Raw genomic sequence first — 15895 nt, forward strand, 5'->3', positions numbered from 1 at the left:
GGACGTGTGATGAAAAAGTTTTTCAAGAAAGTCGGCGCCTTCCTGCGCCAGACCTGGGTCTGGACTCTGCTGCTGGTGCTGTTCGTGGCGCTGCTGGTGTGGTTCGTCGGCCCGTTGTTGGCGGTCGATGATTACAAGTTCTGGGAAAGTGCGACCTCGCGCCTGCTGACCATCAGCGTGCTGTTCCTGATCTGGGGCCTGACCATGGTCTTCGTCAGCTGGCGCGCCGGTATCCGCAAGAAAGCCGAGGAAGAAAGCGAGGACGGTCAGGACCGCATTCGCCGCGAAGAGCTGATCGACGAAGAACAGAAAGAGTTGAAGGCGCGGTTCAAGGACGCGCTGAAAACCCTGAAGACGTCGAGCCTGTATCGCGGTCGCAGCGAGCGCTGGCGCAGTGACTTGCCGTGGTACCTGCTGATCGGTCCGCAGGCCTCGGGTAAGACCAGCCTGCTGGACTTTTCCGGTCTGGAATTTCCGATCAACAAGATCGACCGCAAGCTGACCCGCGACACCCTCGGCACCCGTCATTGCGACTGGTATTTCGCTGATCACGGTGTACTGATCGACACCGCCGGGCGTTACACCACTCAACCGGACGCCGAAGTCGACGGCAACGCCTGGACAACCCTGCTGGAGCTGCTGCGCAAGCGTCGTCGCGGACGTCCGTTGAACGGCGTGCTGGTGACCATTCCGGTGGAAACCCTCACCGGCGGTAGCGAGCAGGACATCGAGACACTCGCGCGGCAGGTGCGCAGCCGTTTGCAGGACGTGCATCAGAAGCTGCACGTCGACGTGCCGGTGTATCTGGTGCTGAGCAAGGCGGACAAGCTGCTCGGCTTCGACGAGTTCTTCGACCAACTGACCCGCGAAGAAAGCGATCAGGTGCTCGGCACCAGTTTCCGCAAGGATCAGGTCGGCACCGACGTCACGGTCCTGCGCAACGAGTTCGAAGAGCTGCTGCGCCGCCTGAACAGCCAAGTGATCATGCGCATGCACTCCGAGCGCGACACTCAGCGCCGTGGCCGCATCCTCGACTTCCCGCATCAGCTCGGGCAGATCGGCGAGCGCCTGTGCCTGTTCGTCGACATGGCGTTCACCGGCAACCGCTATCAGCGCGCCACGCAACTGCGCGGTTTCTACCTGACCAGCGCGCCGCACCTGACCCAGGAAATGGATTCGACCACCGCCGGCATCGGCGCCAGCCTGGGCATGAACGCCGGTGTGCTGCCGACTCTGCGCAGCGGTCGTTCGCGATTCATCCACCACTTGCTCAGCCAGGTGATTTTCCCCGAGGCCGATCTGGCCGGTCTGGACAAGCGCGAGCGCAGCCGCATTCATTGGGGCCAGCGTGCGCTGTACGTCGGCGCTCTGGCAGCACTGGCACTGTTCGGTATGCTCTGGGCCGGTGGTTTTTCGGCCAACTACGAGCGTCTGGAAAACCTGCGCACGCTGGCACAGAACTGGACCCAGCAACGTTCGGCCGTAACGCCGCGCGATGACGCCATGGGTGTGCTGAAAGTTCTCGACACCAGCTACGCCGCGACCCAGGTGTTCCCGAGCAAGGGCGACGTCTCGTACCACGAGCGTGGCGGCCTGTATCAGGGCGAAGAGATCAACCCGGTGGTGAAAACCGCCTACGAGCGTGAGCTTGAAGCGCAGTTGCTGCCACGGGTGGCGACCATGCTCGAGGGGCAGATCCGCGCCAACATGAAGGACCGCGATCGCCTGCTCAACAGCCTGCGCGCGTACCTGATGCTGAACATGAAGGATCGTCGCGACGCGGCGTGGCTCAAGGACTGGGTCGCCACTGACTGGTCGCAGCGCTACACCGGTAACACTGCGGTGCAGAATGGTCTGAACACGCACCTCGAGCGTTTGCTCAAGCAGCCGTTCATTTATCCGCTGAACGATCAACTGGTCACGCAGGCGCGTCAGGTCCTGCGCAGCGAGTCGTTGGCCAACGTGGTTTACCGCATGCTCCGCGAGCAGGCGCGCAACCTGCCGGACTACCGCTTCAGCCAGCACCTCGGCCCGCAAGGTTCGTTGTTCATCGGCACTGAATACGTGATCCCGGGTTTCTACACCCAGCAGGGTTATCAGCAGTATTTCTCGGTGCAGGGCGCGGCGCTGGTCACCGACATCCTGCGTGACAACTGGGTGCTGGGCGAAGGCGCGGGCATCAGCGACATGGATTTGCGTCGCCTGATGGTCGAGCTTGAGCAGCTGTACTTCCGCGACTACGCCAACTACTGGAGCGAAGCCGTTGGCCAGGTCGCACTGCCACCGATCAGCGACGCTGGCGAAGGCGCCGAGCAACTGGCGGGCCTGACTTCGGCCAACTCGCCGGTCCTCGCGCTGCTCACCGAAGTGCGTGAAAACACCCGCTTCGAAGCCGCGGCTGATCCGGTCGATGAAGCCGGCGAAGCTGCCGATGCGCTGGCCGGACAGAAAGGCAAACTGGGCAAGGTCGGCAAACTCGCCGCCGCTGCCGCCGACAAGGCTTCGGCGCTGAACGTGGCGAAGAACCTGCCGGACACCGCGAAGAAATCCCTGCAACGCCGCTTCGAACCGCTGCATCGTCTGCTCGACGACAACAACGGCCCGGGCGCCGACCTGACGCCAGCGTTCAGCGCACTCAACGACCTGCAACTGCAACTGGCCGGTCTGGCCCGTTCCAGCACGCCGGAGCAAGCCGCGTTCGAGATGGCCAAGACGCGCATGAGCGGCCAGCGTGATGCGCTGACCAACCTGCGCAATGCCTCCGGTCGTCTGCCGCGTCCGCTGAGCGTGTGGTTCAACGTGCTGGCCGAGGACTCGTGGCGTCTCGTGCTCAACGATGCCTATCAATACCTGAACGGCCGTTATCAGAACGAGCTGTACAGCGTGTATGGCAAAACCATCAGCAAGCGTTATCCGTTCAGCGCCAGCAGCACCAGCGATGTGGCGATAAGCGACTTCCGCGAGTTCTTCCGCGCTCAGGGTACCGTCGACCGTTTCTTCGACAGCTACATGCGTCCATTCGTCAGCGGCGATCCGGGCAACTACCGCATGCGCAGCGTCGACGGTCACAGCCTGCCGGTATCGAAGGTCTACCTCGATCAGATGGCGGCGGCGCAGACCATTCGCCAGAGCTTCTTCTCGATCAACCCGGCCGAGCCGACGGTGCAGTTCAAGCTTGAGCCCTACACCCTCGATCCGGCGGTCAGCCGCTCCGAATTCAAGTTCGGCGACAAGACCATGGAATACCGTCACGGCCCGATCCTGCCGATGACCTTCAAGTGGCCGACCGATGCTGAAGACGGTCGCACCAGTCTGGTCATGGACAAGATGGCCGGGCGTCCGATCGGGATCGAGAAGAACTCCGGCCCATGGTCGCTGTTCCGTCTGTTCGACCTGATGCAGACCGAGTACCTGAACGGTCGTGACGTGCTGGTACTGAAAGCCGACGTGGGCGGCCTGCGCGCCAACTATCTGCTGACCAGCCAGCGCACGCCGAACCCGTTCGACATGGGCGTGCTGCGCACCTTCCGTATGCCGGTGCAGCTCTGATGCTGGTGGCCAGTCCCTGGCGCAGCGCGGCGCGTACCGACCCGGGCAAGGTGCGGGCGCGCAACGAAGATGCCTTCCTCGATTCCCCGCAGCATGGGCTGTGGGTGGTCGCGGACGGCATGGGCGGTCATCAGGGTGGCGACATCGCCAGCCAGTTGATCGTCGCCAGCCTGGCTGAGTTGCCGCAACACGAGGACTTCGACGAACGCCTCAAAGCCATCCGCCAGTGCCTGCACTGGCTGAACCGGCGTTTGGGGCAGGAGTTGACCGTCACTGCCGGACGCCACGACAGCATCATGGGCAGCACCGTCGTCGCGCTGCTGGTGGAAGGCAATCGCGCGGCCTGCATCTGGGCCGGCGACAGCCGTTGCTACATGTGGCGCGGGCAGCGGCTGTATCAGCTGTCCAAGGACCATTCGCTGCAACAGCAACTGATCGACGAGCAGCAAATGAGCGTCGAACAGGCGGCAGCGCACCCGGCGGCTCAGGCACTCACCCGAGCCGTCGGCGCCGCCGACACACTGACCCTGGATGTGCTTGAACTCGAGGTCTATCCGGGCGATGTGTTTTTGCTCTGCAGCGATGGTTTGTATCAGGGTCTGAGCAGCGATGCCCTCGGCAACGCCCTCAGCCTCAGCGCGCCGCACGTGGCGCTGGAACGTTTGTTCGACGGCGCTCTGCGTGGCGCTGCGCGGGACAACCTGACAGCCGTGGTGATCCGCCAATGACCAAAATCGAATCACCCATCGATGACTTGCTGATGAGCGAAGAACAGGCCAACAATCTGACCTACTTCGCCTTCGCGAAGGGCAACCAGGCCGAACCGTTGCTGGCGCCGACCAAGGCCAGCATCGGTGCGCTGCCAGATGTACTCGCCGGTCGCTACCACCTCGAGCGTCTGCTCGGGGCCGGTGGCATGGGCGCCGTTTACCGGGCGCGGGATCTGCTGCATGAGCAGTTCGGCGATCCCGATCCTTACATTGCGCTGAAAATCCTCAGCGAAGAATTTGCCGAATCGCCGGACGCCAGTGCCTTGCTCTACAGCGAGTTCGCCCTGACCCGACGCCTGCGCCACGACAACGTCGTGCGTGCACACACCTTTGAAGTCGACACCGACTGCCAGCGGGCCTTCATCACCATGGAATACATGCGTGGCCTGACCCTGGACAAATTGCTCTGCGAGCGGCCCCTCGGCCTGCCGTGGCAAGAATTGCGCGACATCGTTCTGCCGCTGCTCGACACGCTGGCCTACGCCCACGGTCGCGGCGTGCTGCACGGTGACCTGAAACCGAGCAACGTCATGCTCAGCGAAGACGGCCTGCGCCTGTTCGACTTCGGTCTGGGGCAGGCAGAAGAGGGCACCTTGCCCGGTCTGCCGCACCTGAGCCGCGAGCGCTTCAACGCCTGGACCCCGGGCTACGCCGCCCCCGAACTGCTTGAGGGCCAACCGTTGTCGGCCAGCGCGGACGTGTACGGCGTGGCCTGCGTGATCTATGAACTGGCGGGCGGCAAACACCCGTTCCGCCGCTTGCCCTCGACCCAGGCCCGCGACGAGCACCTGGAGCGCGAACTGCGCGCCCCAGCGAATCTACCCCAGCACGGCTGGCAAGCGCTGCGAACCGCGCTGAGCTTCAACCCGGCAGAACGCACCATCACTGCCCAACAATTGCGTGACGCCTTGGGCGCCACTTCGTCCTGGCTGCAACGTCTGCGACTTCGGGCGTAACGGATGACATTCGAACAGGGAGCACACGATGTTCAACTCAGCTAACGAAACCCACTTCAGCCTCAAGGTCGAAGACTACGTCGGCGACCTGCAAGTGCTGTCGTTCACCGGCACCGAAGGCATCAGCCAGGCGTATCGCTTCGACCTCGAACTGGTCAGCGAAAACCCCGATCTGGACCTCGAACAACTGCTGCACAAGCAGGCGTTTCTGGCATTCGATCCACAGGGCTCGGGCATCCACGGGCAGATCTACCGCGTCGCCCAGGGCGATGCCGGCAAGCGCCTGACCCGCTACAAAGTCTCGATCGTGCCGCAACTGCAATACCTGCATCACCGCACCAACCAGCGCATCTACCAGCAGATGTCGGCGCCGAAAATCATTGCGCTGATCCTTGAAGAGCACGGCATCAAGAGCAACGCCTACAGCTTCCAGCTCAGCCAGCCGTGCCCGGATCGCGACTACTGCGTGCAGTACGACGAAACCGACCTGCATTTCGTCCAGCGTCTGTGCGAAGAGGAAGGGATTCACTACCACTTCCAGCACAGCGACAAAGGCCACCTGCTGGTGTTCGGCGACGACCAGACCGTGTTCCCCGATCTCGGCCAGCCGACCGCGTACGTGCAGGGCAGCGGCATGGTCGCCGAAGAACCGGTGATCAAAGGCTTCAAGCTGCGCCTGGAAACCCGCACCAGCCGCACCACACGCCGCGACTACGACTTCGAAAAACCGCGCCTGCAAATGGAAGCGGCGTACAAACCCGACGGCGACAGCACCGAGCCAGATCTCGAAGACTACGACTACCCCGGCCGCTTCATCGACCGCGCGCGCGGCAAGTTCCTCAGCCAACGCGCCCTCGAACGCCATCGCGCCGACTACCGCCAGGCCGAAGGTCGCGGCGACCAGACCAAACTGGTCAGCGGCCACTTCATGGAAATGTCCGATCACCCGCGCAGCGAGTGGAACGACCTGTGGCTGCTCACCGAAATCTTCCACGAAGGCAAGCAGCCGCAAGTCCTCGAAGAAGGCGTGACCAGCGACACCACCGACAACAAAGACGACTTCCACCAGGGCTACCGCAACACTTTCCTCGCCACTCCGTGGGACGTGTTCTACCGCCCGGCCCTCGAACACCCGAAACCGCGCGTACTCGGCAGCCAGACCGCCATGGTCACCGGCCCCAAAGGCGAAGAAATCCACTGCGACCAATACGGCCGCATCAAAGTGCAATTCCACTGGGACCGCGAAGGCCTCGCCGACGACAAAACCAGCTGCTGGCTGCGCGTCTCCAGCTCCTGGGCCGGCGACCGCTACGGCGCCATCAGCATCCCGCGCATCGGCATGGAAGTCCTCGTCACCTTCCTCGAAGGCGACCCCGACCAACCCCTCGTCACCGGCTGCCTGTACCACAAGGAAAACCCGGTGCCGTACGCACTGCCGGCGAACAAAACCCGCAGCGTGTTCAAAACGCTTAGCTCACCGGGAGGCGGTGGTTACAACGAACTGCGCATCGAAGACAAGAAAGGTGCGGAGCAGATCTACATTCATGCGCAGCGTGACTGGGATGAAAACGTTGAGCACGATCAGAAGATTCGGGTCGGCAATGAACGTCACGACACGGTGGTGAAGAACACTTACACCGAGCTGAAGGCTGAAGAACACCGCACCACCATCAGCGACCGCAAGATCGAAGCGAAGCTGGATGATCACCTGACGATTGGGCAGAACCAGCATGTGAAGTTGGGCACGGCGCAGCTGACCAGCGTGGGGAAAGAGATTCACCTCAAGGCTGGGGACAAGATCGTTATTGAGGCGGGGACAGAGCTGACCATTCTTGGGGGTGGGAGCTTTATCAAGCTGGATGGCGGTGGGGTGACGGTGGTTGGGCCGGTGATCAAGATCAATGCGGGTGGTTCTGCGGGATCGGGGACTGGCATCGGGATTAAACCGCCGGTGCTGCCGGGGGCGGCGGATAAGGATAAGGCGGGGAGTTTGATGGATCAGGCGTTGTTGAATGCACCGCCTGAGAAAGTTAAACCGAAGGCTTTTTTTGTGTTTTCCGAGTGATCGACATGAATCGTGTTTTGAAGAAGAGCAATGGCATCGCGATAGCGGTTTTCACCGCGTCGCTGTTGAGCCTGTTTCATGGCAGCGCTTATGCGGATGAATGCCCGTCCGAGGATTTTTCCCAGTTTCTGCCGGCGTTTTCTGCGAATGCTGAAACCCAGCAGCGTTTGACTGCGATGACGGTGAAGTCGCTGGTGTTGAAACCCGAAGGAGAGGGGCGGACTCTTGAGCCGCAAACGGCGGAGATCAACAGCTCCACATTGGCGTTTCCGCTGATGGCACCTTTAGCCACAGACAAGACAGACGGGGTTGAAGTCGAAATAATCGACGACAGTCACGTCAACGTTGTGGACAAGCGAGCGGGTAACAGCAACATCAAGATTTTCAATTTTTCTCGTCAGGCATGCTGGGTACTCGAGGGCGTCGAGAACTGGTCGATCAATGATAAAGACCTTGTTGAAGGGACCACGCCGACCCTGAGTACCGCCGAGAACTTTTGCTATCAGCGTGCGCGAACTTACGGACGCCTTGGTGGCCTGGACAAATACTCCCTGACGGGAGAACTCTTTGAAGCAGCATTGGAAAACTACCTGTGTGCAGCAGCTTCCGGCGATCCTCAGGCAAGTCTCAGTGCTGCCAGTCTGAGCCTTTCCGGAATGGCATCGCAATTGGAAACAGAGAAGGTCGAAGCCCTGTTCAAGGCCGCCGCTACTACTCTGGCAAGCGGAGCTTCTGCATTGTCCACATTCTATTGTTATGGCAATGACACAGACCCCGAGGGCCCTTGTCAGCATCCTGAAGAAGCAGAAAGGGAATTGATTCGCGCCGCATCGATGGGCTCTTCCGATGCTCAAAATAAACTGGGTGATACATTCGAGACCGGTAGATTGGTAACCAAGGATGCCTCCAGAGCACTGGATTGCTATCGCTTGGCCGCCAGTAAAGGAAATGCCACCGCCCTGAGTAATTTAACCAGATTGAAATCGCAAACCGCTGACGCCACAGAATCCAGCCATTGCTATTGATTTGCAGGATGCAGAAATGACAGAACCATTAGATTTAACGGGTAATTACGAAAACCGTGGCTACGTGTACAAGATGGGCGGCGATGGCATAAAAACAAATGCGGCCGGTAATAAGTTAATCGACTGCTCGCACATGGTTAATTTGTTGCTAACGGGGGCTGGCTATAAAATCCCGTATCAAGACACACGTGTAATGGTGGACTCCACTTACTACACAACCGTGGTGCCACCCGACGTCAAGAAAGGCGATATCGCTCTTTGGATTAATGAAGATCCGCTGGGTGGTGGAGATAAGTTATTTCATACCGGTATTGTTGTTGACGTTAATCCTACCGGTACTGCAGGCAAGTTCTTCGGCGCGCAGACGAGGAAAGGGCCGTCATTTACTTACTTTGGCACTAAAGATCCGGCCTTCTACTGGCCCATTCCTACAAAATTTCTCAGGGCTAAAGAAGAGTATAGAACCGGCGCAGCGGAACAACCGGCCCCTGCCCCCGCTCCTGCACCAACGCCTGCTGGACCGGAGCCTGTTCTAAACTTTCAATTCCCCATAAGAAAGGCTGATGGGAAACAGTTCGACAGTGCCAATGAACTGTATGCCGCCATCGAAAATGAGACCTCAGGTCAATACCTTTTGGGTAGCTATAACTTTTGGCACGGTGGCATTCATATTAGCAATGCCAGTGCATCCTACTGTGTGAAAGACGAGCCCGTACGATGCATGGCGGATGGTGTGGTTGTAGCCTATCGCCTCAACGAAGATTATTTACAGTCGGAGTACGCTGGAGATAAACCGGCCAAGCTTAAATACTCTAATTCTTTCTGCCTGGTTCGGCATGACTACAAGTCGCCCGCTAACCCGGAAGAAGGCCCGAACAAAGGGAAACAAAATAAGCTGGTATTTTTCAGTCTTTATATGCACTTGATGCCCTATAAAGGCTACTTGCCTACAGAGGAGGAGTTGGGTAAGCCGAAGATAAAGTTCACGGTGGGAGATTTTACTGCCCGCAGTGATTCTGAGGAAGGTCCGGAATGCGTGAAGTATGGGCTGATTTCTGCGGGCTCTGTCTTTGAAGTTCTAGAAGAAAAGCTTGCCAGCAACGGTATCACTTACGCCCGAGGTAAGTTGTTAAGTGGCAAGGTGCCTAACAGGAAATTAGGGGAAGAATCCTGGTTTGCTTATAAGAAAGATGGTGTGGCAGTCAAGAATAAAAAAGACACCGCGATCTGGAGCGCAATATTACCGCCGGAACGAACCCGGCCAGGCTATTGGAAGGGGCTGGTTAAGGCTCGTGTCAGCGCCCCGAACGGATTGCCGTTGTTCGCAGCGCCCAAAGCTGTTGCTAACGGTGAAAGTGCTGGTGAACCGCTGGGAGAAATGGCCCTTTGTTTGAACAGTGAAATTAAATTCGACGGCACCAAAGTATTTAATCTGAAGGTTGGAAGTTCTCTGGTTCGGATGGCTGAGTGCACCTGCCTGTCTGGCGGTTTGAGAGGCGCAGGAACGGTTCCGTCAACATTCTGGGCGAGCGTCGAAGATATCGGTAACGGTCGGATGGTCACGTGGGCCGAAGTCACACCTGCCGAATTCGATAAGGTAATTGCTTGCGAAGCAGCGATAAAAGCAGGCCATCCAATAGGGTTTTTAGGCTTGCAGGAGAACCTCGGGAAAGTTGAGGGTTCAATCTCTAGCAAATATCACGCTCATATTGAGATATTCACCAGTGATACCGGCCTCGATAAATTCTTGCAGAATGAAGCTGCCCTGAAAATTGGCATGAGTTACCTGAATCTGCCGGCGGGCACGGTACTTGCCAGTAAGGCGACCACGGGACAGCCTGCGACCCTTGAGTCCAAACATATAGTTCCTATGGGATCGGTCTCTGTGTTCAAAGACTCAAAAGGGGTTGAGTGGTATGAGCCGACCGTTACAGAGAAAGATAAAAAGCTGACGGGCCTGATCAAAAAGGCAGATGTTACCTTTACGTCTGCAGGTGCTCAGTTGATATCTCAACATGATTGGGCAAAGTTGGGATATGCAGTTGTCAAAGAGGGCGATGAGAATTCAGATGGTTTTCTTGATCCGGACTCGATGCCGCCTTTTTTCAAGGAGCTCCATGCGAAACTCGACGCTTTGGGTGACAAAGATGGTGAAGTTACCTCCGCGGACTTGAACTCGGCATTGAAGAATGTGGAGTTCCGGGATAAATGGACAAAGTTGATTGCTTACCACCCCACCGAGTGGCAGGCGAAGTCTTCCGAGCCCAAGTGGAGTCGTCTTGATCAATTGCTCGCTGAGTCGCCAAAGTTACTGGAACATGAAAAAGAGCGGATTGACAAGCTTGTTTTTTGGGATGAGCTGGCGGGTGCGTTACAGATGCCTCTTCCGAAACAGGTCTATCATTTTCACCCGATTGCGTTCGTCAATAATTTCATGAAGTTTGCCGTGCCTGGAAAAGGTTGGGCGCACAGTGCGTTTGCCAATTTGCTCGCGAGCGTTGAGTCGAATAATGATTACACTGCTTACAACAGGACCAAGGGTGGACTGAAAGCGTTTTATAAAACTGATTTGACTACGTTGACCATCGCTGAACTACAGCAGAAACAGAAGGACCGGGATATTTTTGCGGCGGGTCGCTATCAAATGGTTCCTGACACGATAAATGGTGCTGTGAAAAAGCTCGAACTTGCTTCCACGCTTAAATTTGACGAAGAGACTCAGGATAAGATTTTTGAGGAATACTTGATAAAAGTTAAGCGCAAGGCATTCATCCAGTATCTGGAAGGCGATGGCGACGTCGAAAAAGCTGCCTATGCCTGGGCCTTGGAATTCGCCTCGGCAGGTGTAAGAAAGGGCAAGACCATTAGCCCGGTGCCGAAGAAAGATGAGCACGGAAACATCGAAATGAAAGACGGCAAACCGGTGATGCTCGCGAGGGTCGCAAGCTTTGAGGGACAGTCGTATTATGCGGGCGACGGTCTCAATACCGCTCACATTTTGCCGGCTGACATGGTTCGTGTTCTCGAGGAGTCAAAAAACAATGGCAAGTAAGTTATCAGCGTCCCGCTTGTTTTGGCTGGGCGCGCTTTTTCTCTTCTCGTGTTTTGCCAAGGCCGATGTGCCGCGGTTCGAAAACTATAAAGTCGACGAAATTTTTAAGGGCCAACATCACGACGCTGTTGCCAGTGATGAAAATAAAAGCTGGGCTGAGGGGCGCAAGAAAGCCATCAAGCAACCCGTAAATTTTGCGGGCCATTATGTTGTTTACGCAAACGGCTGTGGCGGCGGGTCTATCTGTGGCGAAATTCTTGACGTGAAAACGGGGGAGGTTGTTACGTCCTTTCCTAATGCTTATTACATCATCGGAAATGACGGTACCGCACCCTACGCGGCCGTCTACAAGCCAGACAGCAAATTGCTCGAAATTATGGGTGTAGCGGCCGATCCGGAAGTGGATGTAGAGGGTAACGATCTCGAGGAGGGTAACCGGCAGCGCTTCTACGAGTTCGATGGCAAGAAGCTCACTCTGATCGAACTTGTCGATCAGTAAATTTGGTTTATTCCAAGGGGAAAGGTGACGGATGTGCCTCTGGCTAAGTCCGCACCTCCCCTTTCTCCAGCGTGTTCATTTCCTGCGTTGTCGCCATCGACTATCCCTGATGTTGCAACGACCCGTTTGCACTCCTGGGATTCCGGGCGCAGGTGGGAGTAGGGCGGGTAAATTCAGTTCAACCCTTTAGCGGCATCACTAATCGGTCTGACTTGGACGATGCCGGCGTTAGCTGAAACCACCACATTGAGTCCCGTCAACGGTGTCGACACGAAATCAGCCCCAAATCCGGCACGTTTGAAGAGTTGCAGCCGGACTGCGGCGATGGCTTCGTTAACCTGCGCGTCGACAAAAAACGTAAGACGTTGCTCAGCACTTACTGGGGCATGAACGGACCAGATCAATGCATCACCCGACTCACCAAACGCAAAGCCTGAATGACTCAAGGAAGAACCCCGTGAAACGTTTTGTTTTTACCCTGCTGGCCGTGCTACTGCCGGTTTCAGCGGCCTATGCGCAGGATGACTGCAGCCATGTCACCTCAAGCCTGGAAATGGTGCCCTGTTCGGAGGCGGCGAAGAAGGCTGCCGATGCGCAGTTGAACGTCAGCTACAAGCAGTTGATGTCGCGGCTTGAGTCTGACTATCGAGCAGATCCGGCGTTGGGTGCGGAGTACGCGGCGAAGGTTAAAGAGTCGCAACGTGCGTGGTTGAAATTGCGCGATGCTAACTGCCCTTTGGAGGCATTCGAGATCGAGACTGGGATGCCGGCGCATGTGTTCGCGGTTAACTTGTGCATCGCCAGAATGAGTCGCGAGCGCTCGGCGTATCTGGACAAGATTGTCCCTGCGCTTGCATCCGATAAGAGCGCTTCGACGGCACCGACCAGCGACGCTTGCCCCTCGGAGGAGTTCGCGCCTTTCCTGACTGCGTTTTCCGCCAACAGCGAATCACAACGCCGTCTCACGGCGATGACGGTCAAGTCGCTGGTGTTGAAACCGGTGGCGGGAAAGGAACGTAGTACCTTTGAGCCTTCGACCTCGGGAGTCAGTGGAGCTACTTTCAACTATCCGCTGATGGCTGCAATCACGCCCGGCAAGACACTTGGAGTCGAAATCGAAGAGGTCGATGACAGTCACGTCAATGTGGTGGATAAGAGGGCAGGTAACAGCAATGTGAAAATCTTCAACTTCTCTCGTCAGGCGTGCTGGGTGCTTGAGGGGATTGAGGATTGGTCGGTCAGCGAGAAGGATCTTGTCGCAACGGATAACCCGGGAATGAGCCGCGCCGAAAACTTTTGTTATCAGCGTGCAGAAGCGTTGGGTGGGCTGGGGTCTCTTGAGCAATACGGGCTGACTGCGGAGCTGATTGAAGCGTCGCTGGAAAATTTTGTGTGTGCTGCAGAGTCGGGCGATGCACAGGCGAGCCTGTCGGCGGCGAGCCTGAGTCTTTCGCAAATGGCATCTCAGTTGGAAACCCCTAAGGTTGAGGCTTTGTTCAAAGCGGCCTCGAAAATACCAAAGGGTGCGCTGGGCTATGCGACGTTTCTTTGTTCGGGAAACTCCACCGACTATAACGGCCCTTGCCTTCATCCCAAGCAGGCAGAAGAGCAGGTTATTCGAGCGATTACCATGGGCTCCACAGACGCGATGAATTATCTGGCTTCTACCTTTGAAGCAGGCGAGTGGGGAACGAAGGATATGTCTCGAGCGTTAGCCTGTTATCAAATGGCGGCTGACAAAGGTGATCAGCTGGGCCTCTTCAACGTGGGGCGATTGGGATCGTCAGCCACGGCGCCCATCAAATCCAGCCACTGCATTTGAATTTCGAGGGCCTGTTTGAGGCGGTTTTGCACAAGTTTTGCCTGAATCCCTCAGGCTAAAACGTTTAACGCTTGAGCATCTGACTCCCCCGATTTTCCTTTAAACTCCCCACCCCCAAGGAACGCGCTCAGGACACGGAATGCCAGCCCCTTCTTCCTCGCTTCGCCCAGCGTTGGTGCTTTGGCTATATGCCGCTGCGATCACGCATATCCTCGCCGGTCTTACCCTGACCTGGGCCGGTGACTCCGGCTTGCTCGATGGCTACGTGCAAGTCCTCGAACTGTCGTTCTGGGGTGCCGATGCGGTTCCCACCGCCGGCCGCGAACAACAAGTCTGGTGGCTCGCGCTGTTCGGCGCGACGTTGCAAAGTTATTCGCTGTACATGTTCGCGCTGGTGCACTTGGGCAATCGCTTGAAAGCTCCGGCCATCTGGGGCTGGTTGATCGCCGGCATCCTGTTATGGGCGCCGCAGGACATGTGGCTCTCGGCGCAACAGCAGGTCTGGTCGCACGTGTGGCTGGATGGTTTAGCTCTGTTGGTGTTGTTGCCGCCGCTGTTTTGGCTGTACAGACATGACCGTCAAAGGAAGGAGTAACAGCGTGAAAGTATTTTCGATTCTTCTCGGTTGCTTGCTCTCTGCTGCTTCATCCGCATTGTTTGCTGGAGAAGCGTGCAACCCAGACAGTTTGTCCAACCCGGACTTGATCACCTGCGGCCAGCAAACCTTCAAGAAAGTCGATGGTGTCTTGAACGAGCAATACAAAAAAGCGCTGTCGACTCTGGCTCCTGCGGAGCAAAGCCACCTGAGAGATGTGCAAAAGAACTGGGTGCGCTTCAAAGAGTCGTTTTGCGAAGAGCTTTACCAAGCTGCGTTGCCGGGTGCTGAGGTGCCAATCGAGAGGCTTGGGTGTCTGGTGCAGACGACCAATGCTCGGCTGGGAGAGTTGATCGCTCTACAGACGGGTTTACTGCTGGATGGTTTTTACAAAGCGGCATCCGCGATTGCAGGGAAGGATCGTGAGAGAAATTTAGCGGCCTCAATCGAGCGGCTGGGAGGGGATCAATTCGATGATCCGCTTTGGAAGAAGTACGCAGAAGGGCACTGCCAGATGGCTAGCCGTCTGTTGCGTGAAGACGTCGCCTACTGCGTGGTGAGGATGCGCTTTCAATTACCCATGAACCGCTAAAGGAATGTTTGGTTTGAAATTTTCGTCTGCATTGTTTTCCGCGATGCTCGTTTTCATTCCTCTGGCGGCTCATAGCGAGGTCACGACCGGGGTTTTTTGCTTTCGCTCCTACGAAGGCAAACCCATAAATTTTGAATTCCGAACCTATTACGACTCTGTCGCCAAATGGAGCGGTGCTGGCGTCAAGTACAGCAAGTCGAAAAAGGCAATCGGGCTGGTTCATCGCAGTACTGAACAAGAAGAACTCGTGTATGGCCGGCCCTACCAGTACACGACAACTTGGGTTGAAGTAGTTGATGGCGCACTGACAGGTGAGTATCAGATGGTCACTCAGGGTGGCCGGGTTGATGCGATGACGTATACGAATTACAAGTCTGCAAAGAAGTATTCGTTTGAAAACGATTACAACGTGGATGCGAAACCTGAAACAGGTTGCCAGTGGTGAAGCAGGGAATATTCAAAAAGGGGACTTAACGTCCCCTTTTTTTTCATTCACCAATCTCGCTACGGCTTGGCCGCCACGCTTCGCACTTCAATGTGATCAAGCGTCCCTTCCACCATCAATCTGACCCCGTCCGCCATCCTACTCAATGCCAATGCAACCGAGCGGCGTGAGCCATCTATGTCGTCCGCAAGGTCCGCAGCGATGATGCTGATGGATAGCAGGTCTTCCGAGGCGTTGGCCAGGAGGGCTTCGGCATCGATGTCCGGGTTCAGGCTGAACAGGCCTTCAGGGCGTGGGGCCTGAGAGAGGTCAGATTTGCCGAAGTGGTGATCGAGGGCGCGTTCGGCGGCTTCATGTAATTTTCTTGAATCGAAGGATTCGTAGGGGGAGGTGTCCTCGGTGTTGGTATTTGAATTGGTCATCGGTGTAAATCCCTTGGAGTAAGAAGAAATTGCTCCCGAATTCGGACTTGCACATCCGGTCACCGAATACCCGATGACGCAGGAAGCCTATCGGTGATCTTCA

Annotated in this window: 13 protein-coding genes; 11 read left to right on the forward strand and 2 right to left on the reverse strand. The window is 56.9% G+C overall.

The genetic code is table 11. The features are described 5' to 3' along the window. The first annotated feature begins 9 nt into the window (after positions 1 to 9). The 7 genes from tssM to AB4N48_RS25035 are packed head-to-tail and all read left to right on the forward strand — an operon-like array spanning position 10 to position 11916. Positions 10 to 3549, forward strand: a complete 3540-nt coding sequence (gene tssM / locus AB4N48_RS25005) for a type VI secretion system membrane subunit TssM (protein ID WP_016772512.1) — start codon at positions 10 to 12, stop codon at positions 3547 to 3549. After that, a complete protein-coding gene (locus AB4N48_RS25010) occupies positions 3549 to 4277 on the forward strand; it encodes a PP2C family protein-serine/threonine phosphatase (RefSeq protein WP_041476618.1) in 729 nt (242 codons plus the stop codon). The genes tssM and AB4N48_RS25010 overlap by 1 nt, the downstream gene beginning before the upstream one ends. Continuing rightward, a complete protein-coding gene (locus AB4N48_RS25015) occupies positions 4274 to 5275 on the forward strand; it encodes a serine/threonine-protein kinase (protein ID WP_460094479.1) in 1002 nt (333 codons plus the stop codon). The genes AB4N48_RS25010 and AB4N48_RS25015 overlap by 4 nt, the downstream gene beginning before the upstream one ends. A 28-nt stretch (positions 5276 to 5303) precedes the next feature. After that, on the forward strand, positions 5304 to 7340 hold the full coding sequence (locus AB4N48_RS25020; protein WP_460094480.1) for a type VI secretion system Vgr family protein: 2037 nt from the start codon (positions 5304 to 5306) through the stop codon (positions 7338 to 7340). A 5-nt stretch (positions 7341 to 7345) separates the two neighbouring features. Then, on the forward strand, positions 7346 to 8365 hold the full coding sequence (locus AB4N48_RS25025) for a tetratricopeptide repeat protein (RefSeq protein ID WP_256807621.1): 1020 nt from the start codon (positions 7346 to 7348) through the stop codon (positions 8363 to 8365). A 16-nt stretch (positions 8366 to 8381) separates the two neighbouring features. After that, positions 8382 to 11417, forward strand: a complete 3036-nt coding sequence (locus AB4N48_RS25030; protein WP_460059665.1) for a hypothetical protein — start codon at positions 8382 to 8384, stop codon at positions 11415 to 11417. Then, positions 11407 to 11916, forward strand: coding sequence for a hypothetical protein (locus tag AB4N48_RS25035; protein ID WP_252877119.1), 510 nt, complete (start codon positions 11407 to 11409; stop codon positions 11914 to 11916). The genes AB4N48_RS25030 and AB4N48_RS25035 overlap by 11 nt, the downstream gene beginning before the upstream one ends. A 173-nt stretch (positions 11917 to 12089) precedes the next feature. Here AB4N48_RS25035 and AB4N48_RS25040 read toward each other — a convergent pair whose 3' ends face one another. Continuing rightward, positions 12090 to 12362: a hypothetical protein gene (locus AB4N48_RS25040; protein ID WP_252877118.1), complete on the reverse strand. Its 273-nt coding sequence runs from the start codon at positions 12360 to 12362 to the stop codon at positions 12090 to 12092. Between the two features lie 11 nt (positions 12363 to 12373). Here AB4N48_RS25040 and AB4N48_RS25045 point away from each other — a divergent pair, with 11 nt between their 5' ends. The 4 genes from AB4N48_RS25045 (at position 12374) to AB4N48_RS25060 (ending at position 15370) form a co-directional block, all read left to right on the forward strand. After that, positions 12374 to 13738: a lysozyme inhibitor LprI family protein gene (locus tag AB4N48_RS25045; protein WP_460094481.1), complete on the forward strand. Its 1365-nt coding sequence runs from the start codon at positions 12374 to 12376 to the stop codon at positions 13736 to 13738. Between the two features lie 139 nt (positions 13739 to 13877). After that, positions 13878 to 14333: a cell division protein gene (locus tag AB4N48_RS25050; RefSeq protein ID WP_460094482.1), complete on the forward strand. Its 456-nt coding sequence runs from the start codon at positions 13878 to 13880 to the stop codon at positions 14331 to 14333. Positions 14334 to 14337: 4 nt separating this feature from the next. Next, positions 14338 to 14925, forward strand: a complete 588-nt coding sequence (locus tag AB4N48_RS25055) for a lysozyme inhibitor LprI family protein (RefSeq protein ID WP_460094483.1) — start codon at positions 14338 to 14340, stop codon at positions 14923 to 14925. A 4-nt stretch (positions 14926 to 14929) separates the two neighbouring features. Further along, positions 14930 to 15370 carry a hypothetical protein gene (locus AB4N48_RS25060; protein WP_457264910.1) on the forward strand — a complete coding sequence of 147 codons (441 nt, stop codon included), beginning with the start codon at positions 14930 to 14932 and terminating at the stop codon, positions 15368 to 15370. Positions 15371 to 15429: 59 nt separating this feature from the next. On the opposite strand, the gene AB4N48_RS25065 is transcribed toward AB4N48_RS25060, so the two are convergent. Further along, positions 15430 to 15792 (reverse strand): DUF6124 family protein, encoded by a 363-nt coding sequence (locus tag AB4N48_RS25065; RefSeq protein ID WP_056790830.1) that lies wholly within the window; start codon positions 15790 to 15792, stop codon positions 15430 to 15432. Positions 15793 to 15895: the final 103 nt, after the last annotated feature.

The organism is Pseudomonas sp. S2_C11, assembly GCF_054668395.1.

What these genes read in the sequence shown, in the direction of transcription:
- AB4N48_RS25010 (WP_041476618.1), top strand. Translation starts at nt 3,549, where the DNA reads ATGCTGGTGGCCAGTCCCTGGCGCAGCGCGGCGCGTACCGACCCGGGC.
- AB4N48_RS25050 (WP_460094482.1), top strand. Translation starts at nt 13,878, where the DNA reads ATGCCAGCCCCTTCTTCCTCGCTTCGCCCAGCGTTGGTGCTTTGGCTA.
- AB4N48_RS25025 (WP_256807621.1), top strand. Translation starts at nt 7,346, where the DNA reads ATGAATCGTGTTTTGAAGAAGAGCAATGGCATCGCGATAGCGGTTTTC.
- tssM (WP_016772512.1), top strand. Translation starts at nt 10, where the DNA reads ATGAAAAAGTTTTTCAAGAAAGTCGGCGCCTTCCTGCGCCAGACCTGG.
- AB4N48_RS25020 (WP_460094480.1), top strand. Translation starts at nt 5,304, where the DNA reads ATGTTCAACTCAGCTAACGAAACCCACTTCAGCCTCAAGGTCGAAGAC.
- AB4N48_RS25065 (WP_056790830.1), bottom strand. Translation starts at nt 15,792, where the DNA reads ATGACCAATTCAAATACCAACACCGAGGACACCTCCCCCTACGAATCC.
- AB4N48_RS25035 (WP_252877119.1), top strand. Translation starts at nt 11,407, where the DNA reads ATGGCAAGTAAGTTATCAGCGTCCCGCTTGTTTTGGCTGGGCGCGCTT.
- AB4N48_RS25060 (WP_457264910.1), top strand. Translation starts at nt 14,930, where the DNA reads ATGTTTGGTTTGAAATTTTCGTCTGCATTGTTTTCCGCGATGCTCGTT.
- AB4N48_RS25030 (WP_460059665.1), top strand. Translation starts at nt 8,382, where the DNA reads ATGACAGAACCATTAGATTTAACGGGTAATTACGAAAACCGTGGCTAC.
- AB4N48_RS25015 (WP_460094479.1), top strand. Translation starts at nt 4,274, where the DNA reads ATGACCAAAATCGAATCACCCATCGATGACTTGCTGATGAGCGAAGAA.